At 71.2% G+C, this 20,876-nt stretch carries 18 protein-coding genes, 2 tRNA genes and 2 pseudogenes; 3 read left to right on the top strand and 19 right to left on the bottom strand.

Annotated elements, in window-relative coordinates; genetic code table 11:
* Positions 1 to 177: 177 nt before the first annotated feature.
* From yajC to pgsA, 11 genes and pseudogenes are all read right to left on the bottom strand, one after another.
* Positions 178 to 663: a preprotein translocase subunit YajC gene (yajC, locus tag STRAU_RS31030; protein WP_016644372.1), complete on the bottom strand. Its 486-nt coding sequence runs from the start codon at positions 661 to 663 to the stop codon at positions 178 to 180.
* 177 nt (positions 664 to 840) lie between these two features.
* Positions 841 to 1,938, bottom strand: coding sequence for a Holliday junction branch migration DNA helicase RuvB (ruvB, locus tag STRAU_RS31025; protein WP_016644371.1), 1,098 nt, complete (start codon positions 1,936 to 1,938; stop codon positions 841 to 843).
* Between the two features lie 66 nt (positions 1,939 to 2,004).
* On the bottom strand, positions 2,005 to 2,616 hold the full coding sequence (gene ruvA, locus STRAU_RS31020) for a Holliday junction branch migration protein RuvA (protein WP_016644370.1): 612 nt from the start codon (positions 2,614 to 2,616) through the stop codon (positions 2,005 to 2,007).
* Positions 2,613 to 3,188: a crossover junction endodeoxyribonuclease RuvC gene (gene ruvC, locus STRAU_RS31015; RefSeq protein ID WP_037663052.1), complete on the bottom strand. Its 576-nt coding sequence runs from the start codon at positions 3,186 to 3,188 to the stop codon at positions 2,613 to 2,615. The genes ruvA and ruvC overlap by 4 nt, the downstream gene beginning before the upstream one ends.
* A 166-nt stretch (positions 3,189 to 3,354) precedes the next feature.
* Positions 3,355 to 4,107, bottom strand: coding sequence for a YebC/PmpR family DNA-binding transcriptional regulator (locus STRAU_RS31010; protein WP_016644368.1), 753 nt, complete (start codon positions 4,105 to 4,107; stop codon positions 3,355 to 3,357).
* Between the two features lie 48 nt (positions 4,108 to 4,155).
* Positions 4,156 to 4,764 (bottom strand): pyridoxal 5'-phosphate synthase glutaminase subunit PdxT, encoded by a 609-nt coding sequence (gene pdxT / locus STRAU_RS31005; RefSeq protein ID WP_016644367.1) that lies wholly within the window; start codon positions 4,762 to 4,764, stop codon positions 4,156 to 4,158.
* A 3-nt stretch (positions 4,765 to 4,767) separates the two neighbouring features.
* Complete coding sequence (gene pdxS / locus STRAU_RS31000) at positions 4,768 to 5,691, bottom strand: pyridoxal 5'-phosphate synthase lyase subunit PdxS (protein ID WP_016644366.1); 924 nt, start codon at positions 5,689 to 5,691, stop codon at positions 4,768 to 4,770.
* Between the two features lie 237 nt (positions 5,692 to 5,928).
* Positions 5,929 to 6,474: a LemA family protein gene (locus tag STRAU_RS30995; RefSeq protein WP_016644365.1), complete on the bottom strand. Its 546-nt coding sequence runs from the start codon at positions 6,472 to 6,474 to the stop codon at positions 5,929 to 5,931.
* Positions 6,474 to 7,640 carry a glycosyltransferase family 4 protein gene (locus tag STRAU_RS30990; protein ID WP_016644364.1) on the bottom strand — a complete coding sequence of 389 codons (1,167 nt, stop codon included), beginning with the start codon at positions 7,638 to 7,640 and terminating at the stop codon, positions 6,474 to 6,476. The genes STRAU_RS30995 and STRAU_RS30990 overlap by 1 nt, the downstream gene beginning before the upstream one ends.
* Entirely contained in the window at positions 7,637 to 8,593 is a 957-nt protein-coding gene (locus STRAU_RS30985; RefSeq protein ID WP_016644363.1) for a phosphatidylinositol mannoside acyltransferase, read from the bottom strand. Before STRAU_RS30985 ends, STRAU_RS30990 begins: the two co-directional genes overlap by 4 nt.
* Positions 8,590 to 9,319, bottom strand: a pseudogene (pgsA, locus tag STRAU_RS30980) (phosphatidylinositol phosphate synthase). The gene STRAU_RS30985 and the pseudogene pgsA overlap by 4 nt, the downstream one beginning before the upstream one ends.
* Before the next feature lie 204 nt (positions 9,320 to 9,523).
* On the opposite strand from pgsA, the gene STRAU_RS30975 reads away from it, so the two are divergent.
* Together STRAU_RS30975 and STRAU_RS30970 are read left to right on the top strand one after the other, a co-directional pair.
* Complete coding sequence (locus tag STRAU_RS30975) at positions 9,524 to 11,731, top strand: elongation factor G-like protein EF-G2 (RefSeq protein WP_016644361.1); 2,208 nt, start codon at positions 9,524 to 9,526, stop codon at positions 11,729 to 11,731.
* A 246-nt stretch (positions 11,732 to 11,977) separates the two neighbouring features.
* The gene (locus tag STRAU_RS30970) at positions 11,978 to 13,633 is read left to right on the top strand and encodes a hypothetical protein (protein ID WP_037663048.1); all 1,656 of its coding nucleotides are present in this window, start codon (positions 11,978 to 11,980) and stop codon (positions 13,631 to 13,633) included.
* Positions 13,634 to 13,675: 42 nt separating this feature from the next.
* Here the strand turns inward: STRAU_RS30970 and STRAU_RS30965 are convergent, their stop codons facing one another.
* From STRAU_RS30965 to STRAU_RS30950, 4 genes and pseudogenes are all read right to left on the bottom strand, one after another.
* Positions 13,676 to 14,236 carry an HIT family protein gene (locus STRAU_RS30965; RefSeq protein ID WP_016644359.1) on the bottom strand — a complete coding sequence of 187 codons (561 nt, stop codon included), beginning with the start codon at positions 14,234 to 14,236 and terminating at the stop codon, positions 13,676 to 13,678.
* A 218-nt stretch (positions 14,237 to 14,454) separates the two neighbouring features.
* Positions 14,455 to 16,431: a threonine--tRNA ligase gene (gene thrS / locus STRAU_RS30960; RefSeq protein WP_016644358.1), complete on the bottom strand. Its 1,977-nt coding sequence runs from the start codon at positions 16,429 to 16,431 to the stop codon at positions 14,455 to 14,457.
* 204 nt (positions 16,432 to 16,635) lie between these two features.
* A pseudogene (locus STRAU_RS30955) lies at positions 16,636 to 17,896 on the bottom strand (hypothetical protein).
* Positions 17,893 to 18,459, bottom strand: a complete 567-nt coding sequence (locus STRAU_RS30950; protein WP_016644356.1) for a DUF4365 domain-containing protein — start codon at positions 18,457 to 18,459, stop codon at positions 17,893 to 17,895. Before STRAU_RS30950 ends, STRAU_RS30955 begins: the two are co-directional and overlap by 4 nt.
* Before the next feature lie 167 nt (positions 18,460 to 18,626).
* Between STRAU_RS30950 and STRAU_RS30945 the strand changes: the two genes are divergently transcribed.
* Complete coding sequence (locus STRAU_RS30945) at positions 18,627 to 19,352, top strand: 3'-5' exonuclease (protein ID WP_037663046.1); 726 nt, start codon at positions 18,627 to 18,629, stop codon at positions 19,350 to 19,352.
* Positions 19,353 to 19,424: 72 nt separating this feature from the next.
* On the opposite strand, the gene STRAU_RS30940 is transcribed toward STRAU_RS30945, so the two are convergent.
* From STRAU_RS30940 to STRAU_RS30925, 4 genes are all read right to left on the bottom strand, one after another.
* Positions 19,425 to 19,496: transfer RNA gene (locus STRAU_RS30940), tRNA-Val, on the bottom strand.
* A gap of 39 nt (positions 19,497 to 19,535) precedes the next feature.
* Complete coding sequence (locus tag STRAU_RS30935) at positions 19,536 to 19,982, bottom strand: SRPBCC family protein (RefSeq protein ID WP_016644354.1); 447 nt, start codon at positions 19,980 to 19,982, stop codon at positions 19,536 to 19,538.
* Between the two features lie 241 nt (positions 19,983 to 20,223).
* Positions 20,224 to 20,295: transfer RNA gene (locus tag STRAU_RS30930), tRNA-Val, on the bottom strand.
* A 96-nt stretch (positions 20,296 to 20,391) separates the two neighbouring features.
* Complete coding sequence (locus STRAU_RS30925) at positions 20,392 to 20,838, bottom strand: TIGR02611 family protein (protein ID WP_016644353.1); 447 nt, start codon at positions 20,836 to 20,838, stop codon at positions 20,392 to 20,394.
* Positions 20,839 to 20,876 lie beyond the last annotated feature (38 nt).

Raw genomic sequence — 20,876 nt, 5'->3', positions numbered from 1 at the left:
TTCTCCCTGTCCAACCGTCCGGCCTGCGGGGTGCCTCCCCGTCACCTGCGCTGAGCGGAGGTTCCTGCGGTGGAGGGACCCGGGCGGGCGGCCATGAAGTTGTGTCGAGACGCGGCGCGAAATCACCTGCGGCGGGGGCCGGGATGCGCGAGCGGGCGCACGGACCCCCGTCCGTGACTACTTCGCGTCGGACTCGCCGTCGGTCTTCTTCGGCTCTGCGTTCGCTGCCTCGGGGGCCTCGTCGGCCGTGTCCTTCTTGCCGAGGTCGATGCGCGACTCGTCGTCCGAAGCGTCCGCGGCGGCGGCGGGCTCGCCGGTCTCGGTGAGGGAGGAGGCGTCGTCGGGCACCACGGGGGTGTCGTCGGACTTCAGGTCGTCCTCGGCGCCGTGCACGATGCGGTTGTACTCGTCGTCGTCGAGGACGGCGCCGATGGAGTTCTTCGCGTACACCGCGTGGACGCCGGGGGCGACCTCGAGGAGGACCGCGTCGTCGTGGACCTCCTTGACGGTGGCGTACATGCCTCCGATCGTGCGGATGCCGGTGCCAGGCGTCATGTCGTTGCGCATCTGGGCGGCCGCCTGCTGCTTCTTCTTGGCGGACCGGGTCATCAGGAACATGGCCCCGATGAGCACGATGAACGGGAGGAGGGTCACGATATTCACGGGACGGAGTTTCCTTCGCACGACCGCGTACTTGAGCGGCCTGATGGATGGGGGTGGGCGGCGCCGCCCACAAGGGCGGCATCGGCGGAGTCTAAGCGAGTCCGCACCTAACGAACAACGCTCAGCATGGCACCGCAGTTCCTGACCGTGCGACTCTCCGCGCCGGTACGCGCCGCGTCACGACCCGAACAAGTCCTGTTGTCCAGTTCCCGCTCCCTGCCGGGGCGGTACGAGACCCAGATGGGCCCATGCCGCGGGCGTCCCGACACGGCCGCGGGGCGTGCGGGCGAGCAGCCCCTCCCGGACGAGGAAGGGCTCGGCCACCTCTTCCACCGTCTCACGCTCCTCCCCCACCGCGACGGCGAGGGTGGACAGGCCGACGGGGCCGCCGCCGAACAGCTTCAGGAGGGCTTCGAGGACGGCGCGGTCGAGGCGGTCCAGGCCGCGGGCGTCGACCTCGTACACGCCCAGGGCCGCGCCCGCGATCTCGCGGTTGATCACGCCGTCCGCCTTGACCTGCGCATAGTCGCGCACGCGGCGCAGCAGGCGGTTGGCGATGCGGGGGGTGCCGCGGGAGCGGCCCGCGATCTCGGCGGCGCCGTCGGTGTCGATGGTCACGTCGAGCAGGCTCGCGGAACGGTGGATCACCCGTTCCAGCTCGGCGGGCTCGTAGAACTCCATGTGCGCGGTGAAGCCGAAGCGGTCCCGCAGCGGCGGCGGCAGCAGGCCCGCGCGCGTGGTGGCGCCGACGAGCGTGAAGGGCGGCAGCTCCAGCGGGATGGCGGTGGCGCCGGGGCCCTTGCCGACGATCACGTCGACGCGGAAGTCCTCCATGGCCATGTACAGCATTTCCTCGGCGGGCCGCGACATGCGGTGGATCTCGTCGAGGAAGAGGACCTCGCCCTCCTGGAGGGAGGAGAGGATCGCGGCGAGGTCGCCGGCGTGCTGGATGGCCGGGCCGCTGGTGATGCGGATCGGGGCGCCCATCTCGGCGGCGATGATCATCGAGAGGGTGGTCTTGCCGAGCCCCGGGGCGCCGGAGAGCAGCACGTGGTCGGCGGTGGCGCCGCGCGCGCGGGCGGCGCGCAGGACGAGGTCGAGCTGCTCTCTGACCTTCTCCTGGCCGATGAACTCGCCCAGGTCCTTGGGGCGCAGGGCGGCCTCGACCGCCTGGTCCTCGCCGTCGGCGACAGCGCCCACCAGCCGCTCCGCGGCGGGACCGACGTGGCCCTCGGCCGCGGCGGCAGCTTCGTCGGTCGTGTCGTCCCAGTTCATGCGGTGTGCCTCGCGATGCGGTTCAAGGGGGGCGGCGGGTGCGTACGGCAGTGTGGCGGGTGTTGGCTAGCGGGTGCGGTTCAGGGTCTGGAGTGCGGCCTTGAGGAGCTGCCCCACCTGGGGGGCGCCCCCGGCGGCCTCGGCCTGCGGGGTGACGGCGGCGACCGCCTCGTCCGCCTCGCGCGTCGCGTACCCCAGGCCGATCAGTGCGGCGTGCAGCTGGTCGCGCCAGCCGGATGTGACGGCGGTGCCGATGGCGGGGCCGCCGGTGCCGAGGGGCTCGCCGAGGCGGTCCTTGTACTCCAGGAGGAGCTTCTGGGCGCCCTTCTTGCCGATCCCGGGGACGGCGGTGAGCGCCTTCTCGTCGCCGGTGGAGACCGCGCGGCGCAGGGCGTCCGGGCTGTGCACGGCGAGCATGGCCTGCGCCAGGCGCGGGCCGACGCCGCTCGCGGTCTGCAGGAGCTCGAAGGTCTGGCGCTCGTCGTCGTCCGCGAAGCCGTACAGGGTCAGGGAGTCCTCCCGGACGACCAGGGACGTGGCGAGCTTCGTCTGCTGGCCGACGCGGAGCGTGGAGAGCGTGTTCGGCGTGCACTGGACGGCCATGCCGATGCCGCCGACCTCGACCACCGCGGCATCGGGGGCCAGGGCGGCGACGGGGCCGCTGACGAAGGCGATCATGCGATACGGCCTTTCTGTGCTGTGGGGGTCTGCGAGGCGCGCTGGGCCGCAGCCTGCTGGAGGCGGTTCTGGGCCACGGCCTGCTGGAGGCGGTTCTGCGCGGGCGCGCGCCAGATGTGGCAGATGGCGAGGGCGAGGGCGTCGGCGGCGTCGGCGGGCTTGGGCGGTGCGTCGAGCCGAAGCAGGCGGGTCACCATCGCGCCGACCTGGGCCTTGTCCGCGCGGCCGCTGCCGGTGACGGCGGCCTTGACCTCGCTGGGGGTGTGCAGCGCGACGGGGATGCCGCGGCGGGACGCGCACAGCATGGCGACGGCGCTGGCCTGGGCGGTGCCCATGACCGTGCGGACGTTGTGCTGGCTGAACACGCGCTCCACGGCGAGGACTTCGGGGCTGTGCTCGTCGAGCCACTGCTCGATGCCCTGCTCGATGGCGACCAGGCGGTGGCCGAGGTCGGCGTCGGCGGGGGTGCGCACGACGCCGACGCCGCGCATGGTCAGGGGGCGTCCCGCGACGCCTTCGACGACGCCGACACCACACCGGGTCAGCCCCGGGTCGACCCCCAGCACGCGCACGTGACCCCTCCAATCGCCTGTCCGTGCAGGTTATCGGGTCCCTCTGACAACGCGATGGGCCGACGGGGTGTGTCCCGTCGGCCCACGTGCGCCCCATAGGGGCGCGGGGAACTGCGCGAGCGACCACAGGCGGCCCGCAGCGGCATCATGAAGCCCAGCGGAGCGCCTACGCGTCGACCTTCGCCATGACGTCGTCCGACACGTCGAAGTTGGCGAAGACGTTCTGCACGTCGTCGCTGTCCTCGAGGGCGTCGATGAGCTTGAAGATCTTGCGGGCACCCTCCTCGTCCAGCTCGACCTGCATGGTCGGGACGAAGTTGGCGTCGGCCGAGTCGTAGTCGATGCCGGCTTCCTGGAGCGCGGTGCGGACCGCGACCAGGTCGGTGGCCTCGCTGAGCACCTCGAAGGACTCGCCCAGGTCGTTGACCTCTTCGGCACCGGCGTCCAGAACGGCGGTCAGGACGTCGTCCTCGGTCAGCTCGCCCTTGGGGACGATCACGACGCCCTTGCGGTTGAAGAGGTACGACACCGAGCCCGGGTCGGCCATGGAGCCGCCGTTGCGGGTCATCGCGACGCGCACGTCGGAGGCGGCGCGGTTGCGGTTGTCGGTCAGACACTCGATGAGCACCGCGACACCGTTGGGGCCGTAGCCCTCGTACATGATCGTCTCGTAGTCGGCGCCGCCGGCCTCGAGGCCCGCGCCGCGCTTGACCGCGGAGTCGATGTTCTTGTTCGGGACCGAGCTCTTCTTGGCCTTCTGGATGGCGTCGAAGAGAGTCGGGTTGCCGTCGACGTCCGCGCCGCCGGTCCGCGCCGCGACCTCGATGTTCTTGATCAGCTTCGCGAAGAGCTTGCCGCGCTTGGCATCGATCACGGCCTTCTTGTGCTTCGTCGTAGCCCATTTAGAGTGGCCGGACATCTGCCTGTCTCCTTCGCGTAACCAACCTCAGTACGAACGCCAGAGATCCTACAAGGACCTCGGTACCCGCTTCGCCCGCACCATCTCGACGAACAGGGCGTGCACCCTGTGGTCGCCCGTCAGCTCGGGATGGAAGGACGTGGCGAGTGCGTCGCCCTGGCGGACGGCGACGATGTGTCCCTCGTGCTCGGCGAGCACGTCGACCTCGGCGCCGACGGACTCCACCCAGGGGGCGCGGATGAAGACGCCCTCTACAGGGTCGCCCTCGACACCCTTGACGTCCACCGCCGCTTCGAAGGACTCGTTCTGCCGCCCGAAGGCGTTGCGGCGCACGATCATGTCGATGCCGCCGACCGTCTCCTGCCCCGAACGCGGGTCCAGGATCTTGTCGGCGAGCATGATCATGCCCGCGCAGGTGCCGTAGACCGGCATGCCTTCGCGCACGCGCGCGCGTAGCGGCTCCAACAGGCCGAAAAGCGCTGCCAGTTTGGAGATGGTGGTCGACTCGCCGCCGGGGATGACCAGGCCGTCGACCTCGGCGAGCTCTTCGGGGCGCCGCACCGGCCTGGCCACGGCGTCGGCCGCGGCCAGGGCGATGAGGTGCTCCCGCACGTCGCCCTGGAGAGCCAGGACGCCGACTACGGGGGTGTCGTTCATGGGTTACCAGCCGCGGTTCGCGTAGCGCTCGGCCTCGGGCAGAGTGTCGCAGTTGATGCCGACCATGGCCTCGCCGAGGTTGCGGGACGCGTCCGCGATGATCTTGGGGTCGTCGTAGAAGGTGGTGGCCTTCACGATGGCGGCGGCGCGCTTGGCCGGGTCGCCGGACTTGAAGATGCCGGAGCCGACGAAGACGCCCTCGGCGCCGAGCTGGCGCATCAGGGCGGCGTCGGCGGGGGTGGCGACGCCACCGGCCGAGAAGAGGACCACCGGCAGCTTGCCGAGCTCGGAGACCTCCTTGACGAGCTCGTACGGGGCGCGCAGCTCCTTGGCCGCGGCGTACAGCTCGTTGTTGTCGAAGCCGCGCAGCTTGGCGATCTCGTTCTTGATCTGGCGCAGGTGGCGGACGGCCTCGACGACGTTGCCGGTGCCGGCCTCGCCCTTGGAGCGGATCATGGCCGCGCCCTCGGCGATGCGGCGCAGGGCCTCGCCCAGGTTGGTGGCACCGCAGACGAAGGGGGTGGTGAAGGCGAACTTGTCGGAGTGGTTGACCTCGTCGGCCGGGGTGAGGACCTCGGACTCGTCGATGTAGTCGACGCCCAGCGACTGCAGGACCTGGGCCTCCACGAAGTGGCCGATGCGCGACTTGGCCATGACCGGGATGGAGACGGCCTCGATGATCTCTTCGATCATGTTCGGGTCCGACATCCGGGCCACGCCGCCGTCCTTGCGGATGTCGGCGGGAACCCGCTCCAGGGCCATGACGGCCACGGCACCCGCGTCCTCGGCGATCTTCGCCTGCTCGGCGTTGACCACGTCCATGATCACGCCGCCCTTGAGCTGCTCGGCCATGCCGCGCTTCACGCGGGCGGTGCCGGTCGCGGTGCTGTCGGCGGGCTGGGGGCTGTGGGAGAGCGTGCTGGACACGGGTTGACCTCACTCGGTACGAAGGCTGCACGAAGGCTGTGACAGGAGGCGGGTGCGCGGGTACGCCGCGTGGACGCCGCCGAGCGGGACGGCGGCCGGAAGGCCGCTCGGTTCGGCGTCCTTCGGCTTCCGTCGCGTTTCCGCTGGTACAGAGGAAACGTCCCGGGACCAGGCCACAGCAAGGGCCAATGGTGAGGCTGTGGATCGTTTTCGCCGCGCCGACCCATCGGACACGCCCTAGGTTCCGGGCCGGTCCGCGAGGGCCGCCGGTGCCACGTCGTCCATCTCGAAGGCCATGGGGAACGGGGCGTGCCCGGCCAGCCGGAACCAGCGCACCTTGCGGTGGCGGCGCAGGGCGCGGGCGGCCCGCACGGCGTCGTTGTGGAAGCGGCGAGCCATGGGGACCCGGCGGACCGCCTGGGCCAGTTCGTCCGCGGCGCCCTCGCCGCCGGGGGCCTCCCGGACGGCCTCGACCTGTCCCACCACCTCGAACACGGCACGCAGCGCCTGGCTCAGCTCGCTCTCGGCGACCTCGCGGTGCTCCTCCTCCGCCTGCCGGGCCGCGTGTGCCGCCTCGTACAGGACGATGGAGGCCGCCGGGTCGAGCACTCCCGAGGTGGCCAGTTCCTGGGCGACCGACGCGCGGCGCAGCAGTTGCGCGTCGAGCGCGGCGCGGGCCGCGTCGATCCGCGCGTGCAGCCGGTCGAGGCGGCCCGCGGTCCAGCTCAGATAGAGGCCGATCGCGAAGAGGGCTACGGCGATCCAGATCAACGTGGAGGTCACTACAGCTTGTCCTTCGCCAGGCCGAACCTCGCCCGCAGGCCCGTGCGTTCGTCCGTCGCCACCGCGGCCGCGCCCACCGCCACCGTCTCGTACACGGAGAGGATGTCCGCGCCGACCGTCGACCAGTCGAAGCGGCGGACGTGCTTGCTGCCGCGGTCGCGCAGTTCCTCGCGGCGTACGGGGTCGCGGAGCAGCCGGATCGCCGCGTCGGCCAGCGAGGACGCGTCCTCGTTGGTGAACAGGTCGCCCGCGGAGCCCTGGTCGAGGACCTGGGCGAAGGCGTCGAGGTCGCTGGCGAGGACGGGGGCGCCGGCCGACATGGCCTCGACCAGGATGATGCCGAAGCTCTCGCCGCCGGTGTTCGGGGCGACGTACACGTCGACGCTGCGCAGCAGGCGCGCCTTGTCCTCGTCGCTGATCATGCCGAGGAACTCCACCCGGGAGCGCAGCTCGGCGGGCAGGGAGGCGACGGCCTCCTCCTCGTCGCCCCGCCCCGCCACGAGGAGGCGGGCCTCGGGCCGCGCGGCGAAGATCTGCGGGAGCGCCTTCATCAGCACCGGCAGGCCCTTGCGGGGCTCGTCGATGCGCCCGATGAAGCCGATCGTCTGTCCCTGCCACTCCGGCTCGGGCTCGGCCCGGGCGAAGAAGTCGACGTCGACGCCGTTGGGGATGACCACCGCGTCGCCGCCGAGGTGCTCCACCAGCGTGCGGCGCGCGTACTCGCTGACCGCGATGCGCGCGCTGATCTTCTCCAGGGCGGGCTGCAGGATCGGATACGCCGCGATCATGGCCCGCGAGCGCGGGTTGGAGGTGTGGAACGTGGCGACGATCGGCCCCTGCGCGGCCCAGCACGTGAGCAGGCCGAGCGACGGCGACGTCGGTTCATGGATGTGGATCACGTCGAACGTGCCGTCGTGCAGCCAGCGCCGCACCCGCGCGGCCGACAGGAAGCCGAAGTTGAGCCGCGCGACCGAGCCGTTGTACGGAACGGGAACGGCCCGGCCCGCCGACACCACGTACGGCGGCAGTGGGGTCTCGTCATCGGCGGGGGCGAGGACGGAGACCTCATGCCCCAGGCGGATGAGGTGCTCCGCCAGATCGCGGATGTGGAACTGGACGCCGCCCGGGACGTCCCACGAGTAGGGGCAGACGATGCCTACCTTCACGGTGTCCCCTCGTCGGCCCGGCCGCCCGGCTCATCGGCCCGGCCGCCCGGCGCCTTCGCCGGATCCAGGTCCGCCAGCCACAGCCGCTGCAGCATGTGCCAGTCCTGCGGATGCTCGGCGATCCCGGTGGCGAAGGCGTCGGCCAGGGCCTGCGTCATGGCGGCCGTCTTCTCCGCCCGTGTCCCCGTCTCGGGCACCTCGACCGGCGGGTGGACCCGGCCCCGCATGATGGGCGAGTCGTCGTACCAGAGCGTCACCGGGAGCAGCTGCGCGCCGGTCTGCTGGGCGAGAGCGGCGGGCCCGGCGGGCATTCGCGCGGTCTCGCCGAAGAACTTCACCTCGACGCCGGACGCCGACAGGTCCCGGTCGGCGACCAGGCAGACCAGGCCGCCCGCGCGCAGCCTGCGCGCCAGCGTGCCGAAGGCGGAGCCGCCGGTGTGCGGCAGGACCTCCATACCGAGGCCGCTGCGGTAGGCGACGAAGCGGTCGTACAGGGACTCGGGCTTCTGCCGCTCCTGCACGGTCGTGAAGGGCGTGTCGAGCTTCGTGGTGACCCACGCGCCTGCCAGGTCCCAGTTGCCCAGGTGCGGCAGGGCGATGATGACGCCCTCGCCCGACGCCAGGCCGTCGGTCAGATGATGCAGGCCATCGGGGGTGAAGCCGTTCTTGATGCGGTCCTTGCTCCAGGCCGGAAGCCGGAAGGACTCCATCCAGTACCGCATGTACGACCGCATGCCCGCCTTGGACAGCTCGGCGAGGCGCGCCGGGCTCGCGTCGGGCACCACGCGCGCGTAGTTCGCCTCCAGGCGCAGGACGCCCTTGCCGCGCCGCTTCCACGCGAGGTCGGCGATGGTGCGGCCGAGGCGCACGGCGGTGCGCTCGGGAAGCTTCTTGACCGTGGTCCAGCCAAGGCCGTACAGCGCGTCCGTCAGCTTCTCCGTGGCCGGGCTCATGAGGCCGTCTCGCTCTCCTGGGGGGCCTCCCGCGCGGCTTCCTGGTCCGCTTCCTCGGACTCGCGGCGTACCGTCACCACGCGCTGCACGAGCGTGACGAGGCTGCCGACCGCGACGATCCACAGGGCGACGGGCAGCAGCACGTCGATGCCGGGAACACCGAACTTGTGCAGCCCGGCGAAGCCCGCGGCGACCAGCGAGATCACAAGCCGCTCGGCCCGCTCCACCAGGCCGTTGACGGCCACGGGCAGGCCGATCGCCTCCCCGCGCGCCTTCGTGTACGACACCACCTGGCCGCTGGCCAGGCAGAAGATCGACACCGCGCACAGGATGTTGTTGTCGCCGGAACCGGCGTACCAGAGGGCGAAGCCACCGAAGATCGCGCCGTCCGCGACCCGGTCGAGGGTGGAGTCGAGGAACGCGCCCCACCGGCTGGAGCGGCCGAGCTGGCGGGCCATGTTGCCGTCGACCAGGTCCGAGAAGACGAACAGCGTGATGACGACCGTGCCCCAGAAGAACTCCCCGCGGGGGTAGAAGACCAGCGCTCCCGCGACGACACCGGCCGTGCCGATGAACGTGACCGTGTCGGGGCTGACCCCGCGGCGGATGAGAAACGCGGCGAACGGTGTGAGGACACGCGTGAAGAATGCACGCGCGTACTTGTTCAGCATGGCCTTCCCGAGGGTCGGTGCGCATGGCGGCCCCGTTGGCCACCGGCTGGCCCATCGTAGTCACGCCCGCGAGACCCCGGCTCGCCCCCTCACGATCGCGTACGACGTATGGACGCACCGTGACACGAGTGGAAAGCTCGGAAGCACCGCGGGCGTCGCCGGAGCCGCCCCCGCACGCGGGTCCCGTGTGTCCGCGCACAGCCAGCATCCCTGAGGGGGCTGCGCCTCCTCAGCCATGCGCGTAACCGGGAGGCAAGGCATGGGCGACAAGGCGAATGCACACCCCGGAGCCGCCGGCAGGGCAGCGACGGCCGACCATCCCGCGTCCGTACGGAATGTGGTGCTGGTCGGCCACAGCGGATCGGGCAAGACGACTCTGGTCGAAGCCCTCGCGCTGACCGCGGGGGCCGTGAACCGGGCGGGCCGGGTCGAGGACGGCACCTCGGTGTCGGACTACGACGACATCGAGCACCGTCAGCAACGCTCCGTACAACTGTCCCTGGTCCCCGTCGAATGGGGCGGATACAAGATCAATATCCTGGACACCCCGGGATACGCCGACTTCGTCGGTGAGCTGAGGGCCGGTCTGCGCGCCGCGGACGCGGCCCTCTTCGTCGTCTCGGCGGCCGAGGGAGCCGAGGGCATCACGGGCGCGACCCGCATGGTGTGGGAGGAGTGCGCGGCGGTCGGCATGCCGCGGGCCATCGTGGTCACGCACCTGGAGTCGGCGCGCGCCGACTTCACGGAGATGACCCGGTGCTGCGCCGAGGCGTTCGGCGCCGACGACCCCGACGCCGTACTGCCGCTGTACCTGCCGCTGCACGGCGAGCAGGGAACCGACGGGCACGCGCCGGTGACCGGCCTGATCGGACTGCTCTCGCAGCGGGTCTTCGACTACGCGTCGGGCGAACGCAAGGAGTCCGAGCCGGGCGAGGACCAGCTGCCCGTCATCCAGGAGGCCCGCAACAAACTCATCGAGGGGATCATCGCCGAGAGCGAGGACGAGTCCCTGATGGACCGCTACCTCGGCGGCGAGGACATCGACCACAAGACGCTCGTCGAGGATCTGGAACGGGCCGTGGCACGCGGCATCTTCCACCCCGTGCTGGCCGCCGCCCCCGCCGCCGAGGGCGCCCGCCAGGGCATCGGCACCGTGGAGCTGCTCGAACTGATCACGGGCGGCTTCCCCACCCCTCTGGAGCACCCCGCCCCGGCCGTCACCACCCCGGCGGGCAAGCCCCGCCCGGCCCTGACCTGCGACCCCGAAGGCCCCCTCGCGGCCGAGGTGGTGAAGACGGCGTCGGACCCGTACGTCGGCCGGATCTCGCTGGTCCGGGTCTTCTCCGGGACGCTGCGCCCCGACGAGACAGTGCATGTGTCCGGGCACGGCCTGGCCGACCGCGGGCACGAGGACCACGACGTCGACGAACGCGTGGGCGCCCTGTCCTCGCCGTTCGGCAAGCAGCAGCGCACCCTCTCCCAGTGCGTCGCCGGCGACCTGGCCTGCGTCGCCAAGCTCAGCCGCGCCGAGACCGGCGACACCCTGTCGGCCAAGGACGACCCGCTCCTGATGGCGCCCTGGGACATGCCCGACCCGCTGCTTCCGCTCGCCATCCAGGCGCACAGCAAGGCGGACGAGGACAAGCTCTCGCAGGGCCTGTCCCGGCTGGTCGCCGAGGATCCGACGATGCGGCTCGAACACAACCAGGACACCCACCAGGTGGTCCTGTGGTGCCTGGGCGAGGCGCACGCGGACGTCGCCCTGGAGCGGCTGCGCCACCGCTACGGCGTGCAGGTCGACCTGGTGCCGCACAAGGTCTCCCTACGGGAGACGTTCGCGAACAAGTCGGGCGGGCGCGGCCGCCATGTGAAGCAGTCCGGCGGCCACGGCCAGTTCGCGATCTGCGAGATCGAGGTGGAGCCGCTGCCGGGCGGCAGCGGCATCGAGTTCGTCGACAAGGTCGTGGGCGGCGCGGTGCCGCGGCAGTTCATCCCGTCCGTGGAGAAGGGCGTCCGCGCGCAGGCGGCCAAGGGCGTCGCGGCCGGCTATCCGCTCATCGACGTACGCGTCACGCTCCTCGACGGCAAGGCGCACTCCGTGGACTCCTCCGACGCCGCGTTCCAGACGGCCGGGGCGCTCGCGCTGCGGGAGGCGTCGGCGGACACCACCATCCATCTGCTCGAACCGGTCGCCGAGGTGCGGGTCCTGGTCGGCGACGAGCACGTGGGCTCGGTCATGAGCGACCTGTCCGGTCGGCGCGGCCGCGTCGTCGGCACCGAACAGGCCCCGGGCGGGCGCACCTTGGTGCGGGCCGAGGTGCCCGAGATCGAGATCGGCCGGTACGCGGTGGACCTGCGGTCCCTGTCGCAGGGGACGGCGCGGTTCAGCCGGAGCTACGCCCGGCACGAGCCGATGCCCGCGCAGCTCTCCCAGAAGATCCGCGAACAGGCGCAGGACACTGCCTAGTTGCCGGATCCGGCCGGGTGCCGCCCGCTCAGTGAGCGCTCGTGCGGGCGGCGTTCGGCCGCCCCCTGCCGGATGTCAGTGCGCACCGATACGCTGATGACCTGATCAACAGCTGTATCGGCGAGGTCAACAGGTGTGCCGGGCCACGCGGTCGGGCATTTCGGGAAACAGCGCAGTCGGAATCCGGGAACAACGCAGTCGGAAAGAGCCGCGGCGCCAGGGGCGGCGCGGCGTGGGGGGCGGCAGGTGGCGGACGACGTATTCGACTTCAGGCCAGGGGCCCAGGTCCCCTTGTCGGGCGCCGCGGGACAGACGGCGGCGACGCATGCCCTGGCGTCGGCGGCGTATCGCGACGGCGAGGTCGACGACATCCTCAAGGCCAACAGCGACTGGCACAAGTCCGTGGTGAAGCCCGGCCTGTGGTCGCTGTGCAAGCCCAGCCTGGGCGAGGCATTCTCCCGGACCGTGCAGGTGCGGATGCTCGGCGGCGCCCGCCCGCCGCTCATCCAGTCCTTCGGCACGGAGCCGCAGGTGGTCGTCGAGCACTGCCTCGCGGCGAACCGCATCCGCAGGCAGCGCGACAGCTGGCTCACGGCCGTGATGGCCGTGTGCGGGCTGCTCTTCCTGCCCGGCCTGCTGGTCTGGCTGCTGGTCTTCACGGCCCGCAGGTGGATCTCCAAGCAGAAGGACAAGCGCACCCAGGCCCTCGCCACCGCGGGCCTCGTGGCCGTCGGCGTGGTCGTGGTGCTGCTGCTGATCAAGCTGCCGTTCGGCGGCTTCTGGGCCTGGTATCTGCGGCTCTGCCTCGTCGTGCCCGTGCTCGGCTGGTTCTGGGCCAAGCACATAGCGGAGGGCACCGCGAGGGACCTGCGGGACCGCTGGAGCGGCCTGCTGGCCGGCGGCGGCGTCGGCGCGAAGATCCCCGAGGCGGTCCCCGGCAGCCCCGGCGAGACGGCGGCGGAGCGGCTGCGCCAGGGCCTCGCGCGGCTCTCCGCGGAGCAGCAGTCCAACAGCGTCTTCTACGCGGGCCCCAAGGGGATACTGGGCATGGGCACCCGCTGGGGCAGCTGGCAGCTCGCCGAGGAGCTCACCCCCCGCGAGGACGGCAAGGAGATCAATCCGTTCCGCAGCTGGGACGTCGTGCGCGCGGTGCACGACCAGCTCCGCATGCTGGAGCGCGGCCCCCTGCACACCGGCGGCTTCCCGACGCCGTCGATAAGGCACTGGATCGTCACGCCCATCGGCGAGAACGCGGGATCGGTGTCCCGCCCCTCCGGCACGGACGTCGACGCCTTCCAGATCAAGGGCCACGAGATACAGCGCATCTGCAACGAACAGCAGTTCGGCAGCGGCGACCGGCACTACCTGGGCGTCCAGTTCACGCTCTGGGACGGCCAGTTGGTGATCACGATGCTGATCACGGTGACGGTGCTGCACGAGACGCTGCGCATCGAGATCACCGGCCACGCGCTCGGCCCGGTGCACTCGCTGTTCACCAGCAAGCCCTCGCCCAAGACGAAGACGGTCAGCAAGACCGTCAAGTTCTGGGAGACCAAGACGCAGCAGCTGCCGCTCGTCGACGCGCAAGAGGTGGTGCGCCTCGCGGTCCGCGCCCCCTTCACCTGGTATCCGCCGATGCTGGACTACCTGGGCGGCAAGCTGGTCCTGCCCGAGCCGTTCGGCCTGCGGCACGCCTGGGCGGACAAGCCGTGGCGGCACCGCTTCATGGCCGACGACGCGCTGCGCGCGGCCACACCGGTGCTGCGGGTGGTGCACTCGGCGGCTCTGAAGGTGCTGGAGGAGAACGGCGTGAACACCGACCGTTTCGGCGCCCGCGCCACGTTCCTCAGCGGCGCGGTCCAGGACCCGATGCCGCGCCAGGCGGACGTGTACAACGGGTAGCGCCCGGCGGGCAGCGAGCAGCGGAGGCCGGGCCGGGACGACCTAGGCCGCCGGCCATGCCTCCGCGAGCATCTTGCGGGTGTCGGCCAGCAGTTGGGGCAGCACCTTCGTGTGGCCGACGACCGGCATGAAGTTCGTGTCGCCGCCCCAGCGCGGCACGATGTGCTGGTGCAGATGCGCGGCGATGCCCGCGCCGGCCACGGTGCCCTGGTTCATGCCGATGTTGAAGCCGTGGGCTCCCGACGCGGCGCGCAGCGCCGTCATCGCCTGCTTGGTCAGCTCGCCCAGCTCCAGGGTCTCCGCGGCGGTCAGCTGGGTGTAGTCGGCGACGTGGCGGTAGGGCACGACCATGAGGTGCCCGCCGTTGTACGGGTAGAGGTTGAGCACCACGTAGACCTGCTCGCCGCGCGCGACGACGAGCCCGTCCTCGTCGGATTTGGCCGGGATGGTGCAGAAGGGGCAGCCGTCGTCCGCCCCCGGACCGGTGGGCTTGTTCTCACCCTGGATGTACGCCATCCGGTGGGGCGTCCACAGGCGCTGGAACGCGTCCTGCGTCCCCACTCCGATCTGCTGCTCCGGCTCAATCGTCATGCTGTGCAGCATATGACTTCGCCCGTTCGGAGCGTGCCGCCGGGGCGGGCCCCTGGCCGACTACGCGGCGCGCCGACGCCTGCGCGGACAGCGACTGGTTTTCGTCCGCGGGCCACCGGCTCGACGTGCGGGAGGCCCACGAGGGGCGTCCCCGCGGGCCTCCTGAGCCGTCGTACACGTCAACGCGTACGCATCGCCGTCCGGCGCGTACGCATCCCATCCGGCGTGCGTCAGACCTGGACGCGCTCCTCGACCACCTTCGCGATCTTCGCGATGGCCTCGTCGACCGGGATGCCGTTCTCCTGCGAGCCGTCGCGGTAGCGGAAGGACACGGCGCCGTGCTCCATGTCCTCGTCGCCCGCGATGACCATGAACGGCACCTTCTGCTTCTGGGCGTTGCGGATCTTCTTCTGCATGCGGTCCGAGGACGAGTCCACGTCCACCCGCAGCCCCTGCTTCCTCGCCTTCGCGGCGAACTCCTGCAGATACTCGACGTGCGCGTCGCCGATCGGGATGCCGACCGCCTGCACCGGCGCCAGCCACGCCGGGAAGGCGCCCGCGTAGTGCTCCAGGAGCACCGCGAAAAAGCGCTCGATCGACCCGAAGAGCGCACGGTGGATCATGACCGGACGCTGCTTGGTGCCGTCGGGGCCGGTGTACTCCAGCTCGAAGCGCTCGGGCAGGTTGAAGTCGAGCTGCACGGTCGACATCTGCCAGGTGCGGCCGATGGCGTCCTTGCACTGCACGGAGATCTTCGGCCCGTAGAAGGCGGCGCCGCCCGGGTCCGGAACGAGCGGGAGGCCCTGCTTCTCGGCCACCTGCTTGAGGGTCGCGGTGGCTTCCTCCCAGATCTCGTCCGAGCCGACGAACTTCTCCGGGTCCTTGGTGGACAGCTCCAGGTAGAAGTCGGTCAGGCCGTAGTCGCGCAGCAGGTTCAGGACGAAGGTGAGCGTCTTGTCGAGCTCGTCCGCCATCTGCTCCTTGGTGCAGTAGATGTGCGCGTCGTCCTGGGTGAAACCGCGGGCACGGGTCAGGCCGTGCACCACACCCGACTTCTCGTACCGGTACACGGTCCCGAACTCGAAGAGCCGCAGCGGCAGTTCACGGTACGAACGCCCGCGCGCGTCGAAGATCAGGTTGTGCATCGGGCAGTTCATGGGCTTGAGGTAGTAGTCCACGCCCTCGTCGAGCTGCATGGGCGGGTACATGCCGTCGGCGTACCAGTCCAGGTGGCCCGACTTCTCGAACAGCTTGCCCTTGGTGGCGTGCGGCGAGTAGACGAACTCGTAGCCCTCCTCCTCGTGCCGCTTGCGGGAGTAGTCCTCCATGACCCGGCGGATGACGCCGCCCTTGGGGTGGAAGACCGCGAGGCCGGAGCCGATCTCCTCGGGGATGGAGAAGAGGTCCAGTTCACTGCCGAGCTTGCGGTGGTCGCGCTTCTCGGCCTCGGCGAGGAACTCCAGGTGCGCCTTGAGCTCGTCCTTGGACGGCCACGCGGTGCCGTAGATTCGCTGCAGCATCGGGTTCTTCTCGCTGCCGCGCCAGTACGCGCCGCCGGTGCGCATCAGCTTGAACGCCGGAATCTTCCGGGTGGTGGGCAGGTGCGGACCCCGGCAGAGGTCCTTCCAGCACAGCTCGCCGGTCTTGGCGTCCAGGTTGTCGTAGATGGTCAGCTCGCCGCCGCCGACCTCGACGTCGGCACCGTCGTCGCTGGACGCGGAGCCCTTGATCCCGATGAGCTCCAGCTTGTACGGCTCGTCGGCCAGCTCGTCGCGGGCGGCCTCGTCGGTCACGACGCGGCGCGAGAAGCGCTGTCCGCGCTTCTGGATCTCCTGCATCTTCTTTTCGATGGCCTTGAGGTCCTCGGGCGTGAACGGCTTCTCGACGTCGAAGTCGTAGTAGAACCCGTCACGGACCGGCGGGCCGATGCCGAGCTTGGCCTCCGGGTGCAGCTCCTGCACGGCCTGCGCCATGACGTGCGCGGTCGAGTGCCGCAGGATGTTCAGGCCGTCCTCGGAGGAGATCTCGACGGGCTCGACGACCTCGCCGTCGGCGACCGCGTACGCCAGGTCCTTGAGCTCGCCGCCCACCCGGGCCGCGACGACGGTGCGCTCGCCGTCGAAGAGTTCGGCGGCCGTGGTGCCCGTGGTCACCACGCGCTCTTCCCGCTCGGAATCGCGTTGGATGATCACACGGACGTCCGACACCGGTTTTCTCCTGCCTGAAGGGGGGCCGCCCTGACTGAGGGGGCTGCGGCAGATCTGCTCCTGCACGCGCAACGAATCGTACCGAGCCATGGGGGCGCATCGCGAAACGGTTATGCCCGGCCCCGGGCCCGGGCGGCCCCCGCCGCCCGATCCCCCGGCCCGGCTCCGGCCCACGGCATCCGCACGCCGCCCGCCGGACTCCCCTCAGTCCTCGCCGCACGCCTCCCCGAAGAAGTCCAGGTTCCCGTGGAGCGACTTCATCAGGCGGTCCCGCTCGGCGTCGTCGACCTGCACCGGCACCACCTTCGCCGCCTCCGTGAGCCTGCGGAAGCCGCCCCGGCTCTCAAGCCTGCCGTGCACCCGGATCGGCAGGCCGACCAGATGCGCGTGCCCGGCGATGCGGTAGTCCTCCTCGTCCAGGGACATCCGCACCTGCGGGATCTCGGCGCCCGCGAGCACCCGCACCCGCACCGTGCCCGCACCCCGCGGCCCCGAGCGCCGCATGCGCACCACGGTCCCGGTGATCCGCACCGGCACCGAAGGCTCCTCGCGCAGATAGCGGGCGCCGGCCTCGCGCAGCACGGGCAGGTCACCGGGCGAGAACTCGACAGGCTCGGCGGACGCCGCGCAGCCCTCGGGCACCCCGGCGGCGGGTGACCACTGCACGCCGACCCTGGCCCCCTCGGTACCGCGGACGAGGGCGACGACGGCCTCGACCAGCTCGTGGCTGACGCCCGCGCCGACGGCGCCGTCGAAGGCGTCCATGCCGCCGGTGGCCCGCTGGTAGTCGACGGCCTCGCGGGCGGCGTACAGCGCCTGGTGCAGCCGCACGGCGAGCGGCCGCCCGGCGGGCACGGGCACGAAGGCGGTCAGCCGCCGCCCGCCGGGGGCGGGCCCCACCAGGATGTTCTCCAGGGAGGCGGCCGCGGGGCGGCGGTGCCGCGCGCCGTAGTACCCGGCTCGGGCGCGGGCGGCGAGCGCGCCCGCGAGCAGCATCTGGCCCGCGAGCAGCATCTGGCGTGCGGCGCCGCGCAGTTGTTCCTCGACGGTCCAGGCGGCGGCGCCCGCGGGGCCGCTCGGCACATCGCGCCACCAGCGGATCTCGTCGCTGGGCACGGCCAGCGACACCAGGACTTCGCGGGCGGACGGCGTGGAACTGCGGGCCAGCGCGGTCAGGGCCTCGCCGATGAGGTCCTCGCAGTCGGGGAAGGCGCGGCTCTCCGGCACCAGCAGGCTGGTGCCGGCGTGGCCGGGGTCCGGCGGGGTCCAGCGGGAGTAGCGTCCGGCGGCGCCGCCGCGGCGGCGCCAGCCGTGGGCGCCAGCCGTGCCGGTCGAGCAGCGCGCCGAGCACGGCGGGGTCGACCTGGCCGGGCTCGGGCGGGTCGGACCACGGGCCTGGGGCGTCCACGGGGTGGGGGCGCGGGCCTCGTGGTGGCACGCGTTCGTCGATCGGGCGGTGCGTCACGGTTTTCCTCCCGTCCCGACGCGCGTCATGATCTCGCAGAGCGCCCGGTCGTCGAAGATCCGCGAGGTGGGTACGCGGACGGTGGTCCTTCGCCTGCCGGTCACGGGGTGTCCGGCGAGGTTGGTCCAATAGCAGCAGTGCCGCAGGTCGAGCCGGTCGTGGCCGGCCCGCAGCCAGTCGCCCTGCAAGCGCGGCACGATCATCACCACCAGGATCTTGTGCACCGACACCGGTGTGCGGGCGAGCTTCTCCAGGTGCGCGTTGTCCAGCGTGAAGGAGAAGGCGGGCCCCGCGGGCCGGGGCGGGATCTGGTACGTGCACTTGAGCTGCACCTTGATGGTGACTTCGTCGTCGACCGTGTGCCCGGGGGCGCTGTGGCTGACGTGCCAGTCGATGCCGTTGTCCGGAAAGGGCTGGGAGAGGGAGCACCCCGCGGCGGCGGCCACGGCGTGCAGATAGCCCACCTGAAGGGTCTCCATGCAGGCGGTGGTGGCGAGTGTGCCGCGCGGCGGTGCGATCCGCTCGGGCAGCAGCCCGCCCTGTTCGGGCTGCGCGAGCGCCATGTCCAACAAGCCTTCCGAACCAGACGTTTCCCCGCTCGGGCCGGTCGATGTCCGCGCCCTGTACCTGTGTTGTCTCCGTGCCGGGTTCGGCGCAAACGGCCCGGGTATCACCAGCGTGGGCAGTTACGCAGGTCAACTGCCGGAGCTGAACGAGGAGTTGCGTCAGTATGACGTGCTGGTACGAGGGGCCATTGGCCGCATTCGACACGGAGACCACGGGTGTCGACGTCGAGACCGACCGGATCGTGTCGGCCGCCGTCGTCGTCCAGAACGGCGCGGGGGCCCGGCCCCGTGTCACCCGCTGGCTGGTGAATCCGGGCGTTCCCGTCCCCGCGGGCGCCACCGCGGTGCACGGACTCACCCAGGAGCATCTGGAGCGCAACGGCCGCTGGCCGGCTCCGGTGATGGAGGAGATAGGGCGCGAGCTGGCGGAGCAGGGGGCGGCGGGGCGGCCCCTGGTGGTGATGAACGCGCCGTTCGATCTGACGCTCTTCGACCGGGAGTTGCGCAGGCACCGCGCCTCGTCGCTCGCGCGCTATCTGGAGAGCTATCCGCTGTGCGTCCTGGACCCGAGGGTCCTCGACCGCCAGCTCGATCGCTACCGCAAGGGCCGCCGCACGCTGTCCGACCTGTGCGAGCACTACGGCGTGGAGCTGGCGGGCGCGCACGACGCGGCGGCCGACGCACAGGCCGCGCTCGATGTCGTACGCGCGGTGGGGCGCCGTTTCTCCGCCCGCCTGGAGCGCTTGTCCCCCGCCGAACTGCATACGTTGCAGGCGGTGTGGCACGCGGCCCAGGCGCGCGGGCTCCAGGCGTGGTTCGCGCGCAGCGGTGCGCCGGAGGCGGTCGATCCGGCATGGCCGCTGCGTCCCGAACTGCCCGCGGCCGCCTGAGCGTTGCCACGCCGCCCGCCGGGGCGGGCATGAAAAAACCGGTCCGTCACTGACGGACCGGCATTCTCCAGGTGGGCGATACTGGGTTCGAACCAGTGACCTCTTCGGTGTGAACGAAGCGCTCTCCCACTGAGCTAATCGCCCGGGAACGCACTGAACAATACAGGTCCGGGCGCCCTTCGTTCAAACCGCTTCCAGGCGGGAGACCAGCCCTCGTCGCCCCGCCCGCATCATCAGGGCGTGGTTGAGGAGGAACAGCGGCCGGCCGGGCACCGCGAGGCGCCGCATCAGGGGCTTGCGGACGTCGACCTCCTGGTCGTAGCGCGCCCGCGTTCCGCCGTCGGCGGCGGTCAGGGTCCAGCGCGCCCAGCCTTCGAGGTCCCCGGTCATGGTGATCTCCAGGATGCCGCGGTCCGGGTCGTGGCGGCGCTCCTCGGCGGTGATGAGGAGGTCGTACGGGAGCAGCGACCGCAGCCGCGCGGTGCCGCCGTGCTCGCCGAGCGGGGTCACGGCGCGGACCTGCGGCCACCACCGCGGGTAGTCCTGGGCCTGCTCGAGGACGGCGTACACCGCCTCGGGGGCGGCGGGCAGATTCCACACGCTCCGGAAGCGGTAATGGCACCAGTCCATGGTCCCAGTCTGCGGCCGGGCCGATTTCCGCGCGACAGAACGGACGGATCGTCAACTCACGGAAATAGGAACGAGTTATTCCGGAAGGGCCCGCACGGGGCCGCGAATTTCTGTGAAAGACCGTCACATACGGTCGACGCATACGCCCGCCGCGGATGCGCGCGATCCGGATACGACAGTGGCCCGGAGGCTGTTTCCAGCCTCCGGGCCACAATCCCGGGTGGGCGATACTGGGCCCGGGTGGGCGATACTGGGTTCGAACCAGTGACCTCTTCGGTGTGAACGAAGCGCTCTCCCACTGAGCTAATCGCCCGGGCGCACAGAGAACATTACCCCATGTCAGAGGGTGCTCCCGACCACCCTGGGACCACTGCGGCGCAGGTGGCGGCCGCCCCCGACGGCCGCGGCGTCACTGATCGTTGATCTTCCAGGGCATCTGGATGCCGAACTTCCACAGATAGATCCCGCCGAGGGCGGCGACGATCACCAGGGCGATGCTCGTGAGGATGATGTTGCGGCGGCGCACCCGCGGGTCGAGGGCACGCTGTGCCGCCTCGGTGACCTTCCGCTTCGTCCAGCGGAGCACCAGCTGCGCCCAGACGAACTCGGTCGCCCAGATCGCCATGCCGCCGAAGATCACGACCCAGCCCGGGCCCGGCAGGGGCAGCATGATGATGCCCGCGACGACCACGGCCAGGCCCACGATGAACACGCCGACCTGCCAGCTCAGGTGCAGCGTCCGGCGCGCCTTGATGAACTCCGGCGCCCGGGACCCGAAGGGCTTTTCGGCTTTGACCTGCTCGGCCACGTCGTCGACGGCGGCGGCCATCTTCGACTCGTCACTCCCCGTATTCATGCAGCCAAACCTTACCGGACGGAAACCCGTCACCGGAA

It is taken from the genome of Streptomyces aurantiacus JA 4570 (assembly GCF_000414115.1).
GTDB lineage: Bacteria > Actinomycetota > Actinomycetes > Streptomycetales > Streptomycetaceae > Streptomyces > Streptomyces aurantiacus_A.
Note: the sequence above shows the minus strand (reverse complement) of the source record. Positions and strands in the feature narration are given on the sequence as shown.